We start from the raw sequence: 20,086 nt of genomic DNA on the forward strand, positions 1-20,086 counted from the left end.
GACGATCTTCTCTCCGACAGCCGCGTTGCAGCAGATCCGCGCTGACATCGCCGCCGTCCTCTCCCCGGATGTCATCCGGCGGCTCTGCCAGGAGGTGGGCCACTCGTGGCGAGAGCGGCTACTCGACACGGTCACCACCATCCACCTCTTCGTACTCCAGTTGCTCCACCGCAACACCGTCTGTGCCCACGCCTCCTCGTCGCACTCGTCAACGCGACCGAATCGGTCCGGAATACCGCGGGAGTCTGTGGTTCTCGTGCCGCCCAGGACGGTCGCGCCGGTAGACGACCCGCCTACGGCAGCCGGAGCGTCTGCGGCGTCGCCACGCGACCCGGCGGGCGGACGCCCGGGCCGGGCCGGTTCGCTTCCCCGCCCAAATCAGCGGTCATGGCGGCCGCGTACCCGCGGAGCCGCTGCACCACGTAGAACCGGGACATGTGGGGCATCACCATCGGCGACGAGCAGTACCGCTGGTTCAAGCGGACGCTCGAGACGAGCACCGCCCGGTACACGTTCGTGTACGCCCACCACGTCATGGGCACCGGCCGCGGCGGGGTGGAGGCGTCGGAGCTGTACGAGTGGGGCGGCGGCACCCGCGGGAAGGGCGCGGCCGACGAGTTCCGACGCCGCCGGCCCGGGTGGGAACTGCCGATCCACCAGCTGATGGCCCGGCACAAGGTGAGCGCGTTCTTCCAGGGGCACGACCACCTGTTCTGCAAACAGGAGCGGGACGGGGTCGTGTACCAGGAAGCCCCGCTCCCGGCAGACCACGGGTATTCGACGTACAACGCCGACGCCTACACCTCCGGGGTGAAGCTGCCGAACGCCGGCTACCTGCGGGTTACGGTCGGGCCGGACGAGGCCGCCGTCGAGTACGTCCGCTGCTACCTGCCGAAGGACGAGACGGCGACCCGCAAGACTGGCGACGTGGCCCACGCCTACACGATCCGCCCCCGCCCCTGACCCCGAGGCCCGCCGTGCGCGTCCTGCCGTTGAGTGCCGCCGTCGCGGCCGCCGTCGCCGTTTCCGCCGCCGTAGGGCCGCCGGCCGCCGTCGCCCAGAAGGGGAAGGAGAAGGCCGGCGGCCCGGCCCACGTGTTCTCCGGGTCGCCGCCGAACGCCGGGCCGTTCGACGTGATCCTCGGCCGCCCGACCGACACGTCCGTCACCGCCAGCGTGATGGCGTACCAGCCGGCGGAGGCCTTCATCAGCTACGGCCCCGCGGCGGGGAACCACCCGCACAAGACGCCGCCCCGCCCGCTGGCGGCAGTCACGCCGGTCGAGTTCGTGTTGGCCGACCTGCCGCCGAACGCCCGCGTCTTCTACCGCCTCCACTCCCGCGCGCCCGGCGGCGAGTTCGCCCCCGGCGAGGAGCGGTCGTTCCACACGGCCCGCCCGCCGGGGTCGAGTTTCCACTTCACCCTCCAGGCCGACTCGCACCTCGACTCCGGCACCCGCCCGGCCGTGTACGAGCGCACGCTCGCCAACGCCCTCGCCGGCGGCACCGACTTCCACATCGACCTCGGCGACACGTTCATGACCGACAAGTACCCCACGCACACCGACTCGCTGCCGCAGTACGTCGCCCAGCGGTACTACTTCGGCCGCATCGCCCACTCGGCGCCCCTCTTCCTCGTCCTCGGCAACCACGACGGCGAGCGGCTCGACCGCGAGGACGGCACGCACGACAGCATGCCCGTGTGGTCGGCGATGGCCCGCAAGAGGCTGTTCCCGAACCCCCGGCCGGACGGGTTCTACACCGGCAACGCCACCGCCCGGAAGCACGTCGGGTCGCCGGACAACTACTACGCCTGGGAGTGGGGCGACGCGCTGCTCGTCGCCCTCGACCCGTTCTCGACCACCGGCCGCACCCGGGGGAAGAACAAGACGGCCGAGGGGAACTCGGCGCGGACGCTCGGGAAGGAGCAGTACGACTGGCTGGCGACGACGCTGGCCGGGTCGAAGGCGAAGTCGAAGTTCGTGTTCATCCACCACCTCGTCGGCGGGCTGGACGACTCGGCCCGTGGCGGGGCCGAAGCGGCGGTCCTGTACGAGTGGGGCGGCAAAGGGAAGGACGGCCGCGACGCCTTCAAGGAGCATCGGCCCGGCTGGCCGGCCCCCATCCACCAGCTGCTCGTGACGCACAAGGTTTCGGCCGTGTTCCACGGGCACGACCACTTCTACGCCCACCAGGAGCTCGACGGCTTGGCGTACGTGATGGTCCCGCAACCCGGGCACGCGGGCGGTCCCGACCGCGTCCGAAGCGCCGACGAGTACGGCTACGTCCGCGGCACGTTCCTCTCGCCGGCCGGTCACGTCCGGGTGACGGTCGGCCCCGCCGGCGCGACCGGCGAGTACGTCCGCACCTACCTCCCCGCGGCGGAGACCGCGGAGCGGCGCAACGGACAGGTCGCTCACCGCTTCACCGCCGGCGGGCCGCCGCCGGACTGACGCCGGGGTGTCTCGGGCGCGGCCTCACTCCCGTTTTGGTGGTGGGCGACGGCCGGCGGAGAACCGCCCGCGCACCCCTATGTCCCGGAGTCGCTCGTGCGCATCAGTGGAATGCTCGCCGCTGTGGTGTTCTCGGCCGTGGTCGTCGGGCTGGCGTCGTCGCAGCCGCCACCGGGCGGCGGCAAGGTGCCGCCGGGAAAGTTCAAGGGGCCGAAGGAGGCGCGGGAGCGGCCGGACGCGCTCAAGGTCGATCTCACGGAGCCACCTGCCGGGCTCATTCAGAACCCGCGGTTAATGGCCAAGAGCGTGGACCCGAAGATCCCGGCCGGGTACGCGCTCGAGGGCGACGCGGCGTGGGTGTGGTGCGGCGCCTCCGGCGAGGACTCGGCGGCCGGCGTGGCGTTGTACTCGGGGAAGGACGTGAACCCGGACGGCTCGCGCGCCGGGGCGGTCACGCAGCGGGTGACCGGGTTCGCGGGCGGCGTCGGGAAGTGGTTCCGCTTCACCGTCCGCGGGCTGGCGGAGCCGGGCTTCGCAGTCGCCAGGGACGGCCTGTTCCTCCGGGTCGAGTACTTCGGCAAGCAGGGAACGAACCCGCTCGACGGCGTGACGCAGCGGATCGACCACCTCGTCGAGCGCGACCGCGCCGACCTCGCCGCGAACGGCCGGTACTTCAAGAACGGCGGCGCGGTGTGGCGGACGTACGCGATTGAGTTCCGCCTCCCGTTCGCCGAGATCGACACGCTCGCCGTCGGCGTCGGGTTCAAGGGCGGCTTGGCAAAGGCGGAGACAGGGTCCGAGTTCTACGTCACCGACTTCGCGCTGACCCCGATCCCGGCCCCCGCCGACGCCCCGACGGTCGTGAAGACCGCGGCCGGCCCGGCGCCGAGCCTAAAGTCGCTCGTCCCGCTCGGCGGCCGGTGGTACTACGACCCGGACCCGGGTATGACCGAGCGCCCGGCGACCCTGGTGGTGACGGCGAAGAACGCCGGCCGCCTCTACTACATGGACGGCCGCCTCTCGAACCCGTTCGCCGAGAACATGACCGCGTGGCTCCGCGAGGGGCACCTCGATCTGAGGGGGAACCGGGTCGACAAGGACCGGTTCCTGCCCGACAACGTGGTGCTGGAGTTCAAGGACGGGAAGGAGCTGATCGTCCACGCCCGCAACATCCCGAACCACCCGACGGCGCTCTTCCCGGGCCGCGGCGCCGGGCCGAACGCGATCCAGGAGCACGACCAGACTTACTACCTGCCGCTCACCCCCGTCCGGAACCCGCGGGCAGCGGCGATGGACAAGACGAACGCGAACCGGGCGCTGCCGACGGGGCCGATCGGGTTCGCGGTCAACGGCGTCGCCTTCTTCAACCCGTTCGACATGGAGGGGTCGGAGGCCATCGACATCCTCGACCGCTGCTGCGGCCACCCGACGCCGACCAACATGTACCACTACCACAAGTACCCGGTGTGCGTGAAGTCGCCGTTCGCCGACGACGGCGAGGGCCACTCCCCGCTCATCGGGTTCGCCCTCGACGGCTTCCCGCTGTACGGCCCGTACGTGGCCAAGGGGCTGATGGCCAAGGACGACACCGCGACCCCGCTCGACGCGTTCAACATGCGCTACGACGACGACCGCGGCTGGCACTACCACGTCACGCCGGGGAAGTACCCCTACCTGATCGGCGGGTTCGCCGGCACGCCCGACCCGCGGAGCGCCCGCCGGGGTCAGCCGAAGGGGCCGTGACCGGGTCGGGACGGGTCAGTTCTTCGGGCCCCCGCCGGTGCGCCCTGGCGGGATGCTCCGCAGCTCGGGCTCGGTGGTCGTGGCCTCGATCGCCGTGATGGCCGCCTCCAGCGAGGCGATCTTTTGCTTCTTCGCCCAGTCGGGGAAGTCGCGCTCCTCCCGGAACTGCACGACCAGTTGCCGTAGTTCGGGGAGCACCGCCTTCGCGGCGGTGCCGTAGCGGAGGAGTTCGCGCATGATCTCGCCGGTGCGGCTCTCGCTGCCGTGCGCGCTCTGCGTGCGGGCGAGCGTCACGGCGGCCCGAATCCCTTCCCGGAACCGGTACTTGGCGAGCACCCGGACGCCGGCCATGCGGATCTCGTTGGCGAACATCGTGTCGGCCGGGCAGGGAACGGCGACAGCTTCCAGGATGTCCGGGGCCAGCGCCTCCACGTCCTTTAGCGTGAGCAGGTCGGTGAAGGTGTGCGTGAGGGTGGCCCGGGCCATGCCGTCGGCGTTCTTCGACACCGCCCGGATCGCGGGGTAAAGCAACTCCGGGTCGACGCCCTTGATCGACGTGCGCAGCAGCCCCTGGAACAGCGCCGCCGCCAGTTCGCCGTGGGTGAGCTGGATCGGGTCGTCCCACACGACCGGCGTCAGTGGCTCGGCGGTATCGACCACCGCCTTGAGCATCGCCGGGACCGCCGGCCGCGCCGCCTCGCCCATGTTCTTGAGGGCGTTCGCCGCCTTCACCCGTAGCCACCGGTCCTCGTGGGTGAGCGACCGGACCAGCACGGGGAGCGCCTCGGCCGGCTTGATGTAGCCGAGCGCCTCCACGGCGCCCTGCCGCGTGCGGGCGTCCGGACCTTCGGCCAGGGCGACGAGCCGGGGTACGAGCGCCTTCTTCTCCGGCCGCTTCGCCAGTTCCTCCGCCGCCCACCCTCGGGCCACCGGGGACCAGTCGCCGAGGGCGGTGATGAGTTCATCGGCCGTCTTCGTCTTGCGGTCCAGGTCGAACCGGCCCGACGCGACCGCCTCGGCCACGTCCCGGCGGGTCAGCCACGTCTTCGGGTCCGCGTCCCGGCCGGTGACGAGGAGCTTCTTCAGCGGCAGCGCGTAGGTGAGGACGTAGCTGGCGGTCGGGCTGAGGCCGTAGTACCCGCTCTTGCCGTAGTAGGTGTTGTCGTCCGTCTTGCCCGGCCCGTACTGCTCGCCGCCGTCGTACGTGAACGACCCGTCGGACCGGCGGACGAGGTCGAAGTGCCAGGACGACTCGCGGAAGAACGCGGCCGCCGCGTCGGGTCCGCCAGCACCGGCCCCGAGCGCGCCCCACAGGTAACTGAACCCCTGCCCGGTGTGCCCGTACTCCCGGTTCCGGAACGACGCGGTCACCATCTTGGCGTAGTAGTGCGTCTCCCGCGTCCGGGTGCCCTGGAGCGCGAACAGCAGCGCGGCCATGGCGTTCTTGCCGTTGTTGTCGTGGTTCGGCCACGGCATGTGCTCGCCGTACGGGACCGCGCCCTTGTCCACGAAGTAGCCGAAGAACCGTGACGCCCGCTCGACCGCCGGGTCGATCTCCGGGTGCTCGACCCCGCACCGCTTGCCCAGCACGATCGCCAGGTTGGCCACCAACCCCGCCGCGTTCACCGGGCCGTACGGCGGGATCGAGCCGTGGAGTTTGCCGTCGGCGGTGAGGCGGGAGACGCCGTGGCCGTAGGTGCCGTACAGGCTCTGCCCCTTGGCGAGCGTGATCGTGTACTCCCGGATCGCCGGGAACACCTCGGGGTCGCGGGTGAGGAGGTAGTATTCGCACAGGAACACGGTGCGGTAGCCCCAGTCCCAGATCACCATCCCGTCGCGGAGTTGCAGCCGGAGCGTCGGCGGCGCCATCTTCCGGGCGAGTTCGCGGACGCGGGGGAGGTAGTCCGGGTCCCCCGTGGCGAGCAGCGCGAGGCCGTTCACCGCGCCCCAAATGTCGTCCTTCAGCGGCTCCCTCGCCAACACGGCGCAGGCCTCGTCGAAGATGCGGCGGGACTTCGCGCAGTCGTACGGAGCGGTCTCGCCGTACCGGCCGAAGACTCGCAGTTTCAACTGCACCTCCTCCGCCTTGCCACCGCGCCAAACCGTCAGCCCGAGCCGGCCGTCGCGGGCGCCTCCCTCGGCGTCCTGGATCGCGAGGGCCAGGCTCTTGCGGGCATCGTCGGCGAACGGCTTGCCGTTGGCGCCGAGGATCACGTCGTCGAGATTCACCACTCCGTCGGCCGGCGAATTCGCGCCGACGTGCGTGACGAGAATCTGCCGGCTGGCGGTCGTGGTGCGGCCTTGCTGGCTCTCGAAGAAGTTGGCCGGTTTGGTGTAGATCCACCCGCGGAGCCCGGTGGCGCCGAGGTTGTACGTCAGCTTACGATCGACTTTCGCGTCTTTCGTGAGGTCCGGCGGTCCCGCTTGCGGCTGGGCGAACACCACAGGTACGGCCACGACCGCGAAGGCCGCGACCACCGGGAGGCGGCGGAAAAGATCGGTGCGCATCGGGGCTCTCGCCTCCGGAGTGGGGTACGGGGGGAGCGACCGGCTACGGCCGCGGGGCTTCGATCGGCACCTCGCAGAAGGTGAGCGCCGCGAGACCGTTCGCACCCCGCAGCAGCCGGGCCTGGCTCCACGCCTTGCTGTCGAGGTAGGTGATGTGCCTTGCCTGCGACGGCGAGGCGAGCTTCAGCGTCAGCCGGTTACCGGCAACCGCGCCGGACGCGACCTTCCCCTTCTCGCCGTCCATGGTGAACTCGCCGGCCAGCGCCGCGTCCCAGCGTACCGGCTGGTCGAACTCCAGCACCACTTCGTCGGCGGCGACGTACCGCGCGCCGCGCAGGTTCGGCGGCGTGATCGGTACGGCCGACTTCTTACCGTAGAAGTCGCGCTCGACGAGCGGGGTGATGAGTCTGGCGAACTCGGCGTACCCGGCGGCGGGGAAGTGGCAGCCGCCGGGCGGGTTGATGCCGAGGGTGGACATCACGCTCAGGTTCGAGAACGCCGTGGGCAGCGTCCGCTGCACCTCGCGGAGGCGGTTGTCGGAGCCGTTGATCCCCATCGAACACGACTTCGGCCAGATCTGGAACACGTAGTAGTGCCGCACGTTGGGGAAGTCCTGCTTCCACGCCGCGGCCAGGTCGATGAAGTACTGCCGGTACGTCTCGTAGCCATACCCGCCGGTCGGGCCGTCGGCCCCCTGGTCGTTCTCCCCCTGGTGCCACAGCACGGCGCGGATCCCGTGCGTGAGCTTCGCCTGCTTCACCCGCCACAGGAGGCGGCCGTAGAGGGTCGTGAGGTCTTCCGGGTCGGCGGCGCGGCGCTGGTGCTGGTCGATGCGCGTCCCGCCGACGGCGCCGTTCAGGATGCACACCGGCACCTTGTGTTCCTCGACCAGCCGCCGGCCGAGTTCCATTCCCCAGTATCCGATCTGAAACGTCTCGCCGTCGCGACCGCGGTGAACGGCCTTCCCCCAAGCGGCCGCCGCCTTCGGGTTCCCGGACATGGTGCCGAAGGTACGAATCCAGTCGCTACGGAACGCCGGGTCGTCCTTGCCGAAGTCGGTGGCGACGGCGTTCGACTGGCCGGTGATGACGAATGCGTCCCCGCACACGAGGTTGCCCACGGCGTGGCGCACGGTCTCCCGGTTGCCGGTCTTCGTGCCGAACTCGACGCGATACTTCACCAGCCCCGCCCTTAGCCTGGTCGAGAGCGCGTACGACTTGTCGGCCGCGGGGGCGCCGGTCTCGGTCTTCACCAGGCGGTCGTCGGCGTAGAGTCGGAGGAACACCGCGTCGGCGGGCGCGTCGAGCGTGCCGTTGTAGTGCAACGTCCCCTCGCCGCCGTCGTCGCGGGCGTAGAACTGATTCTCCTCGGGCTTCTCCTCCTTCGCCGGCACGCGCCGCACCCACGGGTCGGTCGCCGGCTCGCGGACGGCGATGGTGGCGGTGCGCGTCGTCGGCGCGCCGCCGTTGCTCACCGTCGCCGTGACCGTCAGCGGGCCGCTGTTCTGGGCGCGTGTCAGCATCAGTTTCCCGGGCGCGACCTCCTTGATGACGGCGATGTCGCCGGCGTTCCAGGTGGTGGTCAACTCGCCGGCGCCCGCCGCGCGCATCGCGTCGAGGTTGGCGACCTCGGCGACGACTTCGATGGTGGCGCGCCCGTCCCACGTCGCCGGCGCGCGGAGCGTGAAGACCGGCTCGGGGATCGCTTCCGTGATCGTGACCGGGATATCCTTCGTCTTCACGCTGTCCGGGTAGACGGCTTTCAACTGGAGTGTCGCCGTCTGGTCGCCGACGACCCGGCCGGCGTCGAACGTGTACGCAAGCCGATCGACCGCCACCACCTGTTCGCGTCCGCCGCGTTTGAGCACCCAGTACAACTTCTCCGCGCCGCCGATCTCGGCGGTGACGGTCGCGCGGCCCCCCTCGGCGACGGCTATCTGCGTCGGCGTCACGGAGAACGCCCGCCCCGGCCGCACCACCGGGCCGACGAGCGTCTGGAACGGCTTCTGGTTCTCGTACTGAAGCCGGATCCACTCGGCGGAGCGGGCCACCTTCGACACCCGCACCTCGTCGATGTCGCCGGTGAACGTGTAGTTGTCGTACCAGCCGCCGAGCCACAGCCGGGCCGGGCTCTTGATCGCCAGCGGCGCCGACGGAGTCATCGTCACGCCGTCGAGGGCGCCGTTCACGTAGACTCGGGAGTTGCCCTTCTCGTACGTGTGGACGACGTGGACCCACTCCCCCCGGGGGATCGAACTCTTCCCGGCGACGTCCGCGCCCGAGAAGTAGCACTCCATCCGCACGTGCGGCGGGCTGCGGTAGTGCATCACCACCTTCCCCTGCCCGTGCTCGTTCCCCCACGCGAGGACGAACGAGTTGGGCGTCTCGGGGCGGAACCACGCCTCGGTGGTGTGCGGGCTCGACCCCGTGGGGTAGTCGGCGATCTTGTCGCCCCCGAACACCCCCTTGCGGCCGGGGAAGTGGCGAGCCGGGCCGATCACGCCGGCGGCCGGGGTCGTGCCGGTGTCCTTCGATGCGAGCGTGCCGACGTCGTCCGCGACCGGGCCGCTCATGTGCCAGACGCTGAGGAAGCCGTTCGACTCGTTGAAGACGGCCTTGCCGCTCGCCTCGCTCCTGGCGTCGGCCTTGCCCCAGTGGAGCTTGATTTCCTGCCGGGCGTTGCCGCGGATCTCGGGCACCCGCACCCACACGCTGGCGACGCCCTTCGCCGCGTCCCACTCCTCGATCTGGTAGGCGAGGGGCGTCCCGTCGGCCGCCGAGAACCGAAGGTCTTCCCCCCCGGTCTTTGTTTGGGCAAAGTCGAAAAAGTCCTTGTGCAGGCGGATCAGGAGTGGGAACCCCCGGACCGTCGCGGTCGCGGGAAGGTCGGCCCCGTCGGGCGTGGTGAGCACGACCACCGACCCCGCGTGCGCCCAGCCCTGGTACGCAGCGGACGCCGGTCCGGCGAGGGTCAGCAGCAGCAGAGGGCCCAGGGCGAGGGGCGCTTTCACTGTGGTTCTTCCTCCGGTTGACTCGGCCGCGGTCGGAGCGGATGTTGTGCGAGGAATTGGTGGCCGTGACCAGCGGTCGAGGTTTGCCCCGCCGGCGAAGTGGTTCGCCGTCGGAAGATCGGTGGCTCGTCCCAGACCAACATCTCGGACCCGCCGCTGTGGGCGCGGCCGGCGGGGGTGAACACGACCAGGTGGCCCGAGAATAGATCGGCGTCGAGCCGGGTGCGGGCCGGGTTCGCGAGCCGCATCGAACCCGATGCGGAGGTCGGCGGCGGCCCCGAGCCAGTGCTCGGTGGTGGGCGGGACAGTCGCCCTGCCGAACCCGGTTGGGCGGAGTACAAGAGTTCCCGCGCGAGGGCGCCCGGTTCGGGAGCCTGCGGCTCCGCGACCGGCCGGAGAAGGGTGGAAGAACCCGCCGGAGTGGTTCCAGAAGCACGGCTTCGCTTGATGCCCGCGGGCCGACTGCGGCCGCCGTACCGCCCCGTCACGGGAGCATGACGACCGACCCGACCGTCTTGCAGCCCTCCAGGTCACGGTGTACCTGTGCCGCCTCCCTCAGCGGGTAGGTGTGCCGGACCTCGACCTTTACCCTTCCCTCGCGGATCACGTCGAACACGTCCCTCGCGGTCGCCTCCAGGTCAGCCCGCGTCGCCGTGTACGTCGCCAGCGTCGGGCGGGTGAGGTACAGCGACCCCTTCTGCGCCAGGATGCCGAGGTCGAACGGGGTCACCTTCCCGGACGAGTTGCCGAAGCTGACCATCAGCCCGAGCGGCCTCAGGCAGTCGAGGGAGGAGAGGAACGTGTCCTTCCCGACCGAGTCGTACACCACCGGCACGCCCGCCCCGCCCGTGATCTCCTTCACCCTCTTCGCGACGCCCTCCTTCGTGGAGACGATCACGTGGTCGCAGCCGTGGGCGCAGGCGACCGCCGCCTTCGCGTCCGACCCGACGGTGCCGATGACGGTCGCCCCGAGGGCCTTCAGCCACTGGCAGGCGATGAGCCCGACCCCGCCGGCAGCCGCGTGGAACAGCACCGCCTCGCCCGCCCTGACCGGGTAGGTGCGGCAGATCAGGTACTGGGCCGTCATCCCCTTGAGCATCACCGCCGCGGCGCTCGTGTCGTCCACCCCTGCGGGGATCGGCACCAGGATGTGCGCCGGGACAAGCCGGGCCTCCGAGTACGACCCCGGCGGCCCGCCCGCGTAAGCGACCCGGTCGCCCGGCTTGACCACGGTGACGCCTGGGCCAACGGCCGCCGTCCACGTCCGCCGCGGGGTCCCGGCGGAGGGGCGAGAGTCGGAAGCGTCGTGCGGGGTCGGCCCCCGGCCACTCCGACGACGCCCACCGGGAGGTCGGTCGCAGGCGAGGGTCGGAAGGGTCGTGCGTCGTGCGGGAGCGGGTGGCCGCATGTCGCGCGACCCGTACCGGGGGGCCTCAACCACCCGGGCGGCGTCCGTCGGCCTACCCACGGGCGGTCGCGGGCTGGGTCGGCCGACCGAAACTTAGCCACCCGGCGGCGACGACCGATCCCCCACCAACCGCCCTCGGGCGAGGTGACCGAAGGCACTACTGAGACTGGAGACGCAGCCCAGCCTGAATGCCGTAGAATCACTTCAACTCCCGCGAGTCCCTGATCCCTGCGAACCCGCCGGCGGTGGCGATCGAGTCCCGCCGGAAGGAGGCCGACCGAGCGGCCCGCGGCGACCACACCGCACCGTCGCCAACTCGGCGACGGGGGCGAACCCGGGCGAACGCGGAACGGGGCCGGCGCGTTCGCCCGGAGATCGGTCGGGACGGAAGGCACGACCGCGGCGGCAGGAAAACGCTCGTCATTCGGCACTTGCAGACCGATCGGGGCCATCCAGACCCCGGCTTCATTTGGACGGCTAGAGAGGGAGGCACCGGATGGGACGAATCTTCGAGAAGCGCAAGTACTCCATCTTCAAGACCGCCGCACAGAACTCGAAGCTGTACTCCAAGTACAGCAAGCAGCTGTACATGGCGGCCAAGAACGGCGTGCCCGACCCGGGCGCCAACCCGGTCCTGCGCGCCATCGTCGAGCGGGCCAAGAAGGAGAACGTCCCGAGCCACGTGATCGACAAGGCGATTCAGAAGGCCTCGGGGGCGGGCGGCGAGAACTACCAGCCGGCGCGGTACGAGGGGGTCGGCCCCGGCGGCGCGCTCGTCGTCGTCGACTGCCTGACAGACAACCCCACGCGCACGATCTCCGACGTCCGCAGTTGCTTCACCAAGACCGGAGCCAAGATGTCGGCCGGCGGGTCGGTGGCGATGCTGTTCGACCACTTGGCGGTGATGTCGTTCGGCGGGGCGAGCGAGGAGCAGGTGCTGGAGGCCGTGTTCGCGGCGGGCGTTGCCGTCGAGGAGGTCGAGAGCCAGGACGGCACGATCACCGTCTTCGCGCCCCCCGCCGAGTTCTACAAGGCCAAGACCGCCCTGCGCGAGGCCTTCCCCGGCCTCGAGTTCGACGTCCAGGAGATCACCTTCTTCCCGAAGGAGGCAAATGTCCTGGGCGGGGACGAGTTGGCCGCGTTCGAGAAGTTCTTGGGGATGCTGAACGAGTGTGACGACGTGCAGGAAGTCTACCACAACGTCACCCGCCCGTAGTTCTTAACGTCAGGCTTGTGTACTCCGGTCCGACACACGTCCGACACACCGCGTTGGCCAAACCGGGCGAGGTGACCGAAGCAGGCAACCACTGGGCAACAGGAATACCGGATTATCCCGGTTCGTGCCGGCAGCGGACGACACGATATCCGGCTGCTGTTGCCAGGACGGTGTCGGTCCACTCGACTTCGGCGAACAGGTACTGGACCTGGGTCGCTCGCGACGCCCCGGACAGCAATCGCTGGAGAGCCTCCACCAGGGTGGGCTCGTTGGCGGAGGCGTAGTCGGCCGGGCCTCCCTTCTCCCGGAGGGAGATGATTCTTGCCGCGACGGACAAATCCAGGAAGAGTCGGCGGAGCGTATCCGCGTCGATCACACCCTCGACCAGGAGCGGAACCGGGGGGCCGTCCGGGAACGTCGGTTGGGTCATCGCGGGGCTCCGGTGAAATCGACCCGGTCCAGGGCGGCGGACGGGGCGTGGCGCTGGGTGCAGCTCGTCAGCCACGGGTGGGGGCTCGGGTGGGCTACCGACGGGGCGTGAGCCATCGGCGGGCATACTTCGACCCGAGCGGGGATCAGTGCTTGTCCCACGCCTTGTTCGGCTGGTCCCACAGGATGCGGGCGGCGTACACCCGCCCGTTCGCGCCGTACTTCTCCGAGCCCCGCGGGGACATCCCCTCGGACGTCGTCACCCACGTCTCGTTCTCGCTCACGTCCACCACCGCGAAGTTGCCGAGTTGCGCCCCCTTGTTGGGGACCAGTTCCTTTTCGGTCGCCTTGAGGACGACGAGTTTCTGCGGATCGACCCGGGCCATGAAGAGCGGGGCGCGGTGGCGGATCACGTTGTCGTTCATGGCCCCGCGGCGGGTGTAGACCAGGAACAGGCCGTCCGAGTGCGTGACCCAGTGCTGCTGCGTGTTGTAACTGCCCAGGTCGGTGCCGTCGTCGAAGGTCCACTTCTTCGGCTCGCCGAACTTCAGCCCGTCGTCGCCGACCGCGATGTAACTCGCCCGATCGTTCCGCATCGTGAGGTAGAACTTCCCCTGGAACAGTGCCACAGACGGCTCGTAGAGCCCGCGGTCGATGTCAACCGAGAGTTCCGGCCCGTGCTCCACGGATAGCGTCCGGTGAAGTGGCGTCTTGTGGAGTGAGTTAGTCTGGGGTTTTCCTCGCCCGCAGGAGCCCCATGATGACCGTGCCTGATACTCATCTCGTCGAACGCTGGCGAACGACCTTCGCCATGTGGCGCAGTTCCGGCCTCTCGGTGGCCGCGTTCTGCCGCTCGCGTGAACTCAACCTGTCGAGCTTCTACCGCTGGCGGAAGATCCTCGACGATCTCGACCGGCCGTCCACGACCCGGCCCCGATCCGAACCCGACCCCCTGCCGATTCCGTCCTTCGTGCCCATCCGCGTGATCCCCGATGCCGTCATCGAGGTGATCCTTCCCTCCGGTGTCCAACTCCGCGTGCCACTGTCCGCTGATGCCCGGCAACTGGCCTACTTGGTTCAGGCCCTGGGAGCGACACCATGCTGACCATGGGCACCACCGGCGTCATCTACGTCGCCGTCGAGCCGCAAGATGCGGCGCAAGGGGATTGACGGACTCGCGGGCGTCGTCCGCACCACACTCGGACGCGATCCCGCTTCCGGCGACCTCTTCGTCTTCAAGAACCGACGCGGCGACAAGCTCAAGATCCTCGCCTGGATGGGCGATGGGTTCGCCCTGTACCTGCGCCGGCTCGAAAAGGGAACCTTCGCCTTCCCCACCGCCACGACCACGCAACTGGCCATGATCTTGGGGGGCGTCGAGTGGGCCAACACCCGCACCCGCACCCGGTTCCAGAAACCGGTGTAATTATTCTCGACGGACGTGATAGGTTCGGGCGCGTCGCGCGTCTTGCTTGACATGGCGGTGTCATCCGAACCCGAACTCCTCACGCCCGGCGAGCAACTCGCTCAGCAGCGCGCGGAGAACGCACGCCTCCGCGCCCAAGTCGAGGAACTCCTCACGCTGGTTGCCGAACTCCGCGGCACCGTCGAGAAGCAGCAAGACCACATCGCCAAACTCGTGAAGATGCACTTCGGTCGCAAGAGCGAACGGATCGAAGGTCCGACCCTCTTCGACGACCTCCCCGGCGATGGGCCGGACGACCCCGCGCCGCCGCCGGTCGCGCCGGTGATTCCCGAACCGGACGTGTCGGTGCCCAAGCGGAAAGGGCACGGGCGCAAAGCGAACCCGGCGAACCTACCGCGACGACGCGAAGAGATCGACCTGAGCGAGGCCGAGAAGGTGTGCCCCTGTTGTGCCGGGGTGCGCATCCGCATCGGCGAGACGATCCGCGAACGTCTCGATTACACCCCGTCGTCGGTCTTCGTTCGCGAGATTGCGCAGCCCACGTATGCGTGCCGAAGTTGCGAGCAGGCGGCGCGCGATCCGCAGTTCGCGGCCCCGGCGTTCCCTCCCGAACCGGTGCCCAGGTCGGGCATCGGGGCCGGACTGCTCGCCCAGGTGATCGTGTCGAAGTGCGTCGTTCACCTGCCGCTGTACCGCCAGGAGTCGATCTTCGCGCGGCACGGTTGGCCGGTGTGTCGCACCCGCTTGTGCGATCTGGTCGCGGCGTGCGCAACGCTGTTGGATCCGGTCTACCTGTCGATCGCGGTTTGAAACAGGGCCACTTTCGCGGTCGGAGGCGGGCCAGTCGGAGTTGCCGGGCGGAGCGAGCGGACGGTCATTTCGCGGCGGGCTTGTCGGGGCGGTGGACGCGGTAGGACTGGCCCTTCAGCTTCACGATGGTCGCGCCGTCGACGACGCGGTCCAGCAACGCCATCGCCAGCGGCGCGTCGCCGAGGTACTCGGCCCAGTCGCCGAAGTCGATGTTGGTGATCAGGGCGGTGGAACGCTGCTGGCTGCGGGCGTCGATGATCTTGTACCACAGGCTCGCCGCCTGCGGGCAGAGGCTGCGTTCGATGCGGTCGAAGCCGAACTCGTCGATGATCAACAGCGGGAAGCGGGCGTAGAAGCGGACGCGGTCGTGGATGGTCTGATCGGCCATCGCGGCGGTGAGGTCTTCGAGGAGGTCGCCGCTGGTGGTGTAGTAGACCGCCTGTTCGAGCAGGCACGCGGCCAGGCCGATGCTCTGGATGAGCCGACTCTTCCCGAGCCCCGACTGCCCGACGAAGACGACGTTCTGCTTGCGGCGGATGAAGTCGCCCTGGGCCAGGGCCTCGATCTGCACGCGGGGGATGGCGGGGTTGAAGGTCCAGTCGAAGGTGGACAGCGGCAGGGCTTCGCGGAAGCGGGCCTGCTGGACGAGTCGCTCGATGCGACGCTCGCGGCGGAGTCCGGCCTGGTCGGCGAGCAAGCGGTGCAGGAAGTCGAGGTGCGAGAGGCCGGCATCCTGCGCCTGCTGCAAGGCCGCGTCGAGTTGCTCGGCGGTCACGGGGATGCGCAGGGTCGCGAAGTCGGCGAGGATCTGGTCACGCCGGCCCGGGGTCGCGGCCGGCGTCGTCTTCGGGGCGGTCTTCGGGCGGGGTGTCATCGCCGGGTTCCTCGGGCTCGTCGGACGCGAGCAGGTGTTGATAGTCGCGGGTGGACCGCGGCCCGATGACATCGTCGCGCAGGGTGGGATCGAGCGAATCGCGGTGGAGTTCGGCGAGTTCGTCGAGCCGGGGCCGGGGTCGAGCCCGGGCGGCGAGGATGCGGCGGACGGCGGCGAGCGAGAAGGCGCCGAAGCGGACGGCGCGGTCGAGGGCGGCACGCACGTCGTCCCGCGTGTACTGCGCGGCCAGGGCGAGCAGGTGCTGGGCCTGCAACTTGCCCTGGATCTGCCGGGCGAGCAGGCCGTCGAGGAACGCGGTGCCGACCGGGCCGAGGTCCGCGAAGCGTTGCCGCAACAGTCGCGTCCGCTCCTCGGGATCGCCGGTCGGATGATGGCTCTGGATCGACTGCCGCACGCCGCTGCGCGTGGCCGGCACCAGGGGGTGGCGGGCGACCTCCTCCAGACCGACCGAGTAGACGATGACCTCGCCGTCGGCGATGCGGACCGGCAGGACCTGGCCGATGAACGACCACGGCACCGAGTAGTGGTTCAATCGGTGCGTGAGGAAGCCCTCGACGTTGACGTGGCGATAGACCACCAGAGCGGTGTCGAAGTCGCGGGTGGGGAGCGGCAGCAGGTGCGGACGTTCGCGCTCGTGGCGGTCGCGCGGCGACTCCTGGAAGTCGCGCATCACGTGCACATCGGCGACGGTCGCCAGCCACTCGGCCGTGACTTCGTTGAGGTGGTCGAGCGTCTCGAAGGTGCGGCCGTTGAGCAAACTCATTTCGACGTAGTGGAATTTCCTCTCGACCTTCCCCTTCGTTTGGGGCCGTCGCACGCGGCAGGCCCGGGGTCGGAAGCCGTAGTGCGTGGCGAAGGCCAGGAACTTCGGGTTGTACAGCGGCCCCTCGGCGTCGTGCCGCAACACCACCGCCTTGAAGTTGTCGTACAGGCACGTGCGGGCGATGCCGCCGAGGTGGCGGAAGGCGTTCGCGTGCTCGCGGAGCGTGGTCGGCAGGTCCGTCGACTCGACGAAGCGGAGGTACTGGCGGCGGGAGTAGCCGAGCAGGTAGCTGAACAGGTAGACGCGGCGGCGGCCTTCGCGGGTGAAGTCGAGGTCGTAGACGCCGTGGTCCATCTGGGCCTGGTCGCCCGGTCCCGTCTCGAAGCGCGGCACGGGCGGCGGCGTGGCCCGCGGACGGAGTCGCTTCACCCGCAGGCGGACGATCGTGTACCCGCCCGCGAAGCCGCGTGCCCGCAACTCCTGCAGGGCGCGTTCCACGGTCAGGTTCGGGTAGCGGTCGAGCAGTTCCTTCAGGATCGGCTCGTACGCGTCGAGGCGACTGCCGCGACGCGGCGGCGGATCGCCGGGACCGGTCGAGCCCGTGCGGGCGGCTTCGACCCGGGCCAGCACGCGATCGACGGTGCCGCGTGAGATCCCCAGCGAACGCGCGATCGACCGCGCCGACGCGCCCTGCTGATGCCGCTGCACGATCTCCAGCCGCGTGGCCTCGTTCATGGCCGCCTCCCTTCCCGCAGCACTGCCGGACCGAGCACCCGTTCCGCCACGCGGCTCGCCTGATCCCCCAGGTGCAGCAGCACCGGCTCCACGATCCGACGATCGCGGTCGGCCAGTTCGCGTTCGCCCGGCGAGACGAGCCACTGCTCCAGACGGGTCAGCACGTCCGCGGCCTGGGTCAGGTGCTTGACGAGCCAGTTGCCGGCCCGGCTCAGCCGCGGGTCGCGCAGCGCCGTCGGCACGCCGTTCACCTGCCGCAACGCCTCCCGCGGCTTCGCCAGCACGAACGCCGCCTGCTCCGGGCTCGCGCCGTGAAGCAGGTCGATGACGCCGCCGACTTCCTGCGCCGTCAGCGACGCACGGCGGGTCAACGCCAGCACCGCCTCCTGGTTGCCCGCGGGCAACCGCACCAGCTGCCGCGCCAGCGCCGGGCCGAGCAGCCCCAGCCGCAGGTCCTCCACCACCGCTTCGCTCAGCCGCTCCAGCAACGCCAGCCGCCGGCACACCCAGCTCTTGTGCTGACCCAGCAGGTGCGCCGCTTCGACCTGCGTCAACCCGTCGTCGCGGACGAGCCCCTGCACGACCCACGCTTCCTCCAGCTCCCGCGCCGCACGCTGGCCGCGATTCAGACCCAGGATCGCCGCCTTCGCCAGCGGCTCGTCCAGCTCCACCACCCGCACGCTCAGACTCGTCGATCCCGCCACCTGCCGCGCCGCCGCCAGGCGCTTGAAGCCGTCGAGCAACTCCAGGCCGTCGCCGCGGACGCACGCCACGACCGGCGACAACTGACCCCAGCGACGCAGCGAACCGGCCATCGCCTCTTCCGCGAGCGGATCGGCCAGGCGGTAGCGGCGGTAGCGTTGACCCAGTCGGTCGAACGCCACCGGCCGCACCACGCCGTGCTCCCAGTCCATGCGCGGACCCTCCCCGAACGACCCCGCCCGAAGAACGGAAGCGGACGGACGGAAGGGTCTTCCGACGCGTCCGCTCCTTCCTCCGTGGGGTCGTGGGACTGTAGACGCCGGGTGAAGTCGACTCCAGGGCCAAAGACGTGACTCACGACGTGTCCGGCGAGTGCCAACGCCCCGTCACTCGACGCGGCCGCCCACGCCGGCGACGCCAGCGCCAGCGCGATTCCCGATCCAGGACGCGACGTAACGCCAGCCGGCACGCCACACTGCAGAAGCGACGGCTCGAACCCTCGGACCGGACCGCGAACTCCACGTGGCACCCCGGCCGATGACACGAGCACGCCTCAAAATCGTCCGGGATTTCCGCCGGGCGCTGGCCCTCGCACGCCGCCGTGGTCGCCGTCACAACAACGGCAGGTTCCATCGCCGCCGCTCGCTCCTGTCGTCGCAGACGATACCGAACGTGCTGCGCCCGCCGCCGCTCCCGACCCGACTCGCTCACCCGATACCGACGACTGGCCCGCCACCGCCGCCACTGCTGCGCCGACCGCGCACACGCCTCGCGGCAGTACCGCGACTGCGGACGCGACGGCACAAACGCCTGCTCGCACCCCTTGAGCAGGCACCGGCGAACCCGAGAACGACGCCCCGGCTCTGGCCGAAGCGGTGTCGAACAGTGAAATGACACGGGCCTTCAGGGAGGCTTGTCCCCGACGGTCAAGTCTCGGAGCCAGGTTGACGCCTGGCTCCGAGGCGACTTCTTGCGGGTGGATCCAGTTCACATCACGAAGTGCTTCCAGACTACCACACCGCCCGGCCCACCCGTCCCCGCGAACGACACGCCCACTCCCGCGCCCTGGCTCGGGCCACACCGCGATCAGCCGAGCGCGCCCTGGCCCGGGCCACACCGCGAAAATGGCCCGGTCTTAAGCCGCTGCCGACAGTCTACCGGGCCATGATCGTGCGGCTGAAGGCGTCGTTCGCGATCCACACCGACGAGAGCCCGGTCAGACTCCTGCAACCCCGACGCACCGCGTATGCCTGGCTGTACCTCGGTGACGCGGCCAACCCGTACACGCTGTTCGACTTCACGCCCGGTCGCGGCGAAGAGTACCCCGCTGCGTTCCTGAGTGGGTACGCGGGGTTCGTGCATGCCGACGGCTACGCCGGGTACAATCCCATCCACGGATCCGGCTCGCGACATTTGGGCTGCTGGGCTCACGTGCGACGCAAGTTCGTGGAAGCCCGGACGAACAACGCGGCCAAGGCGAGCGAAGCCCTGGCGTACATCCGCACGCTCTACGCCGTCGAACAGGAGATCCGTGACGAGAAGCTTACGGGCGATGCCGTGGTGTCGCGGCGGCAAACGCGAGCCGGGCCGATCCTGCGGAAGTTGGGTGCGTGGTTGGACGCGGAACAACGCACGGCGTTGCCGAAAAGCCCCTTCGGCCAGGCCGTGTCGTATGCGCTCAATCTGTGGCCGACGCTGGGCCGGTATCTGAACGATGCCCGGTTCACCATCGATAACAACGTGGCCGAACGCACGGTGCGACCGCTGGCGATCGGACGGAAGAACTGGCTGTTCGTGGGCGGTGACGGTGGGCTGACGAGTGCCTCGGTGCTGATGAGCCTGTGCGCATCGGCGAAGAGGCATACGTTGGACCCATGGGCGTACCTCACCGACGTGTTGACGCAACTGACCGCCAAACCGGCCGACGTGACGCATCTGTTGCCCGACGCCTGGGCCAAGCAGCACCTGCCCGCCAGCCACTGAGTTCTTAA

At 69.8% G+C, this 20,086-nt stretch carries 17 protein-coding genes; 8 read left to right on the forward strand and 9 right to left on the reverse strand.

The genetic code is table 11. The features are described 5' to 3' along the window. Positions 1 to 293: 293 nt before the first annotated feature. A complete protein-coding gene (locus ETAA1_RS31705; protein ID WP_202920765.1) occupies positions 294 to 437 on the reverse strand; it encodes a hypothetical protein in 144 nt (47 codons plus the stop codon). Between ETAA1_RS31705 and ETAA1_RS08520 the strand changes: the two genes are divergently transcribed. The 3 genes from ETAA1_RS08520 to ETAA1_RS08530 all read left to right on the forward strand — a co-directional run bounded on the left by ETAA1_RS08520 (position 436) and on the right by ETAA1_RS08530 (position 4,193). Beyond that, a complete protein-coding gene (locus tag ETAA1_RS08520; protein WP_145236326.1) occupies positions 436 to 963 on the forward strand; it encodes a metallophosphoesterase family protein in 528 nt (175 codons plus the stop codon). The two genes, ETAA1_RS31705 and ETAA1_RS08520, sit on opposite strands and share 2 nt — an antisense overlap. Positions 964 to 977: 14 nt before the next feature. After that, the gene (locus ETAA1_RS08525; protein WP_145236327.1) at positions 978 to 2,450 is read left to right on the forward strand and encodes a metallophosphoesterase family protein; all 1,473 of its coding nucleotides are present in this window, start codon (positions 978 to 980) and stop codon (positions 2,448 to 2,450) included. A gap of 96 nt (positions 2,451 to 2,546) precedes the next feature. After that, positions 2,547 to 4,193: a YHYH protein gene (locus ETAA1_RS08530; RefSeq protein WP_145236328.1), complete on the forward strand. Its 1,647-nt coding sequence runs from the start codon at positions 2,547 to 2,549 to the stop codon at positions 4,191 to 4,193. 15 nt (positions 4,194 to 4,208) lie between these two features. Here ETAA1_RS08530 and ETAA1_RS08535 read toward each other — a convergent pair whose 3' ends face one another. The 3 genes from ETAA1_RS08535 to ETAA1_RS08545 form a co-directional block, all read right to left on the reverse strand. Beyond that, complete coding sequence (locus ETAA1_RS08535) at positions 4,209 to 6,701, reverse strand: DUF6288 domain-containing protein (protein WP_145236331.1); 2,493 nt, start codon at positions 6,699 to 6,701, stop codon at positions 4,209 to 4,211. Between the two features lie 43 nt (positions 6,702 to 6,744). Further along, positions 6,745 to 9,711, reverse strand: a complete 2,967-nt coding sequence (locus ETAA1_RS08540) for a DUF2341 domain-containing protein (RefSeq protein ID WP_145236334.1) — start codon at positions 9,709 to 9,711, stop codon at positions 6,745 to 6,747. A gap of 484 nt (positions 9,712 to 10,195) precedes the next feature. After that, on the reverse strand, positions 10,196 to 11,119 hold the full coding sequence (locus ETAA1_RS08545) for a quinone oxidoreductase family protein (protein ID WP_390621236.1): 924 nt from the start codon (positions 11,117 to 11,119) through the stop codon (positions 10,196 to 10,198). A gap of 496 nt (positions 11,120 to 11,615) precedes the next feature. Between ETAA1_RS08545 and ETAA1_RS08550 the strand changes: the two genes are divergently transcribed. After that, positions 11,616 to 12,335, forward strand: coding sequence for a YebC/PmpR family DNA-binding transcriptional regulator (locus ETAA1_RS08550; RefSeq protein WP_145236337.1), 720 nt, complete (start codon positions 11,616 to 11,618; stop codon positions 12,333 to 12,335). Between the two features lie 112 nt (positions 12,336 to 12,447). Here the strand turns inward: ETAA1_RS08550 and ETAA1_RS08555 are convergent, their stop codons facing one another. After that, complete coding sequence (locus tag ETAA1_RS08555; RefSeq protein ID WP_145236339.1) at positions 12,448 to 12,765, reverse strand: hypothetical protein; 318 nt, start codon at positions 12,763 to 12,765, stop codon at positions 12,448 to 12,450. Between the two features lie 145 nt (positions 12,766 to 12,910). Then, on the reverse strand, positions 12,911 to 13,450 hold the full coding sequence (locus ETAA1_RS08560; protein WP_145236342.1) for a hypothetical protein: 540 nt from the start codon (positions 13,448 to 13,450) through the stop codon (positions 12,911 to 12,913). A gap of 74 nt (positions 13,451 to 13,524) precedes the next feature. Here ETAA1_RS08560 and tnpA point away from each other — a divergent pair, with 74 nt between their 5' ends. The 3 genes from tnpA to ETAA1_RS08575 are packed head-to-tail and all read left to right on the forward strand — an operon-like array spanning position 13,525 to position 15,000. Then, complete coding sequence (tnpA, locus tag ETAA1_RS08565) at positions 13,525 to 13,869, forward strand: IS66 family insertion sequence element accessory protein TnpA (protein ID WP_145236345.1); 345 nt, start codon at positions 13,525 to 13,527, stop codon at positions 13,867 to 13,869. A 45-nt stretch (positions 13,870 to 13,914) separates the two neighbouring features. Continuing rightward, positions 13,915 to 14,190: an IS66 family insertion sequence element accessory protein TnpB gene (gene tnpB, locus ETAA1_RS08570; RefSeq protein ID WP_145236349.1), complete on the forward strand. Its 276-nt coding sequence runs from the start codon at positions 13,915 to 13,917 to the stop codon at positions 14,188 to 14,190. Between the two features lie 57 nt (positions 14,191 to 14,247). Then, positions 14,248 to 15,000 carry an IS66 family transposase gene (locus ETAA1_RS08575; protein WP_202920766.1) on the forward strand — a complete coding sequence of 251 codons (753 nt, stop codon included), beginning with the start codon at positions 14,248 to 14,250 and terminating at the stop codon, positions 14,998 to 15,000. A gap of 64 nt (positions 15,001 to 15,064) precedes the next feature. On the opposite strand, the gene istB is transcribed toward ETAA1_RS08575, so the two are convergent. Genes istB through ETAA1_RS08590 form a run of 3 tightly spaced genes read right to left on the reverse strand, consistent with a single transcriptional unit; the run spans position 15,065 to position 18,307 of the window. After that, positions 15,065 to 15,874, reverse strand: a complete 810-nt coding sequence (gene istB, locus ETAA1_RS08580) for an IS21-like element helper ATPase IstB (RefSeq protein ID WP_202920767.1) — start codon at positions 15,872 to 15,874, stop codon at positions 15,065 to 15,067. Beyond that, on the reverse strand, positions 15,813 to 17,393 hold the full coding sequence (gene istA, locus ETAA1_RS08585; RefSeq protein ID WP_145236359.1) for an IS21 family transposase: 1,581 nt from the start codon (positions 17,391 to 17,393) through the stop codon (positions 15,813 to 15,815). Before istA ends, istB begins: the two co-directional genes overlap by 62 nt. Then, a complete protein-coding gene (locus ETAA1_RS08590; protein ID WP_145236361.1) occupies positions 17,390 to 18,307 on the reverse strand; it encodes a ParB/RepB/Spo0J family partition protein in 918 nt (305 codons plus the stop codon). Before ETAA1_RS08590 ends, istA begins: the two co-directional genes overlap by 4 nt. Positions 18,308 to 19,094: 787 nt before the next feature. Between ETAA1_RS08590 and tnpC the strand changes: the two genes are divergently transcribed. After that, on the forward strand, positions 19,095 to 20,078 hold the full coding sequence (gene tnpC, locus ETAA1_RS08595) for an IS66 family transposase (protein ID WP_261342010.1): 984 nt from the start codon (positions 19,095 to 19,097) through the stop codon (positions 20,076 to 20,078). The last annotated feature ends 8 nt before the right edge of the window (positions 20,079 to 20,086 follow it).

This window comes from Urbifossiella limnaea (genome assembly GCF_007747215.1).
In the GTDB taxonomy this organism is placed as follows: Bacteria; Planctomycetota; Planctomycetia; order Gemmatales; family Gemmataceae; genus Urbifossiella; species Urbifossiella limnaea.

Bases quoted from the DNA above. Each gene is read 5' to 3' on its own strand.
- ETAA1_RS08590 (WP_145236361.1), bottom strand. From the start codon at position 18,307: ATGGACTGGGAGCACGGCGTGGTGCGGCCGGTGGCGTTCGACCGACTG.
- tnpA (WP_145236345.1), top strand. From the start codon at position 13,525: ATGACCGTGCCTGATACTCATCTCGTCGAACGCTGGCGAACGACCTTC.
- ETAA1_RS08520 (WP_145236326.1), top strand. From the start codon at position 436: ATGTGGGGCATCACCATCGGCGACGAGCAGTACCGCTGGTTCAAGCGG.
- istB (WP_202920767.1), bottom strand. From the start codon at position 15,874: ATGACACCCCGCCCGAAGACCGCCCCGAAGACGACGCCGGCCGCGACC.
- ETAA1_RS31705 (WP_202920765.1), bottom strand. From the start codon at position 437: ATGTCCCGGTTCTACGTGGTGCAGCGGCTCCGCGGGTACGCGGCCGCC.
- ETAA1_RS08555 (WP_145236339.1), bottom strand. From the start codon at position 12,765: ATGACCCAACCGACGTTCCCGGACGGCCCCCCGGTTCCGCTCCTGGTC.
- ETAA1_RS08535 (WP_145236331.1), bottom strand. From the start codon at position 6,701: ATGCGCACCGATCTTTTCCGCCGCCTCCCGGTGGTCGCGGCCTTCGCG.
- istA (WP_145236359.1), bottom strand. From the start codon at position 17,393: ATGAACGAGGCCACGCGGCTGGAGATCGTGCAGCGGCATCAGCAGGGC.
- tnpB (WP_145236349.1), top strand. From the start codon at position 13,915: ATGCGGCGCAAGGGGATTGACGGACTCGCGGGCGTCGTCCGCACCACA.
- ETAA1_RS08545 (WP_390621236.1), bottom strand. From the start codon at position 11,119: ATGCGGCCACCCGCTCCCGCACGACGCACGACCCTTCCGACCCTCGCC.
- ETAA1_RS08550 (WP_145236337.1), top strand. From the start codon at position 11,616: ATGGGACGAATCTTCGAGAAGCGCAAGTACTCCATCTTCAAGACCGCC.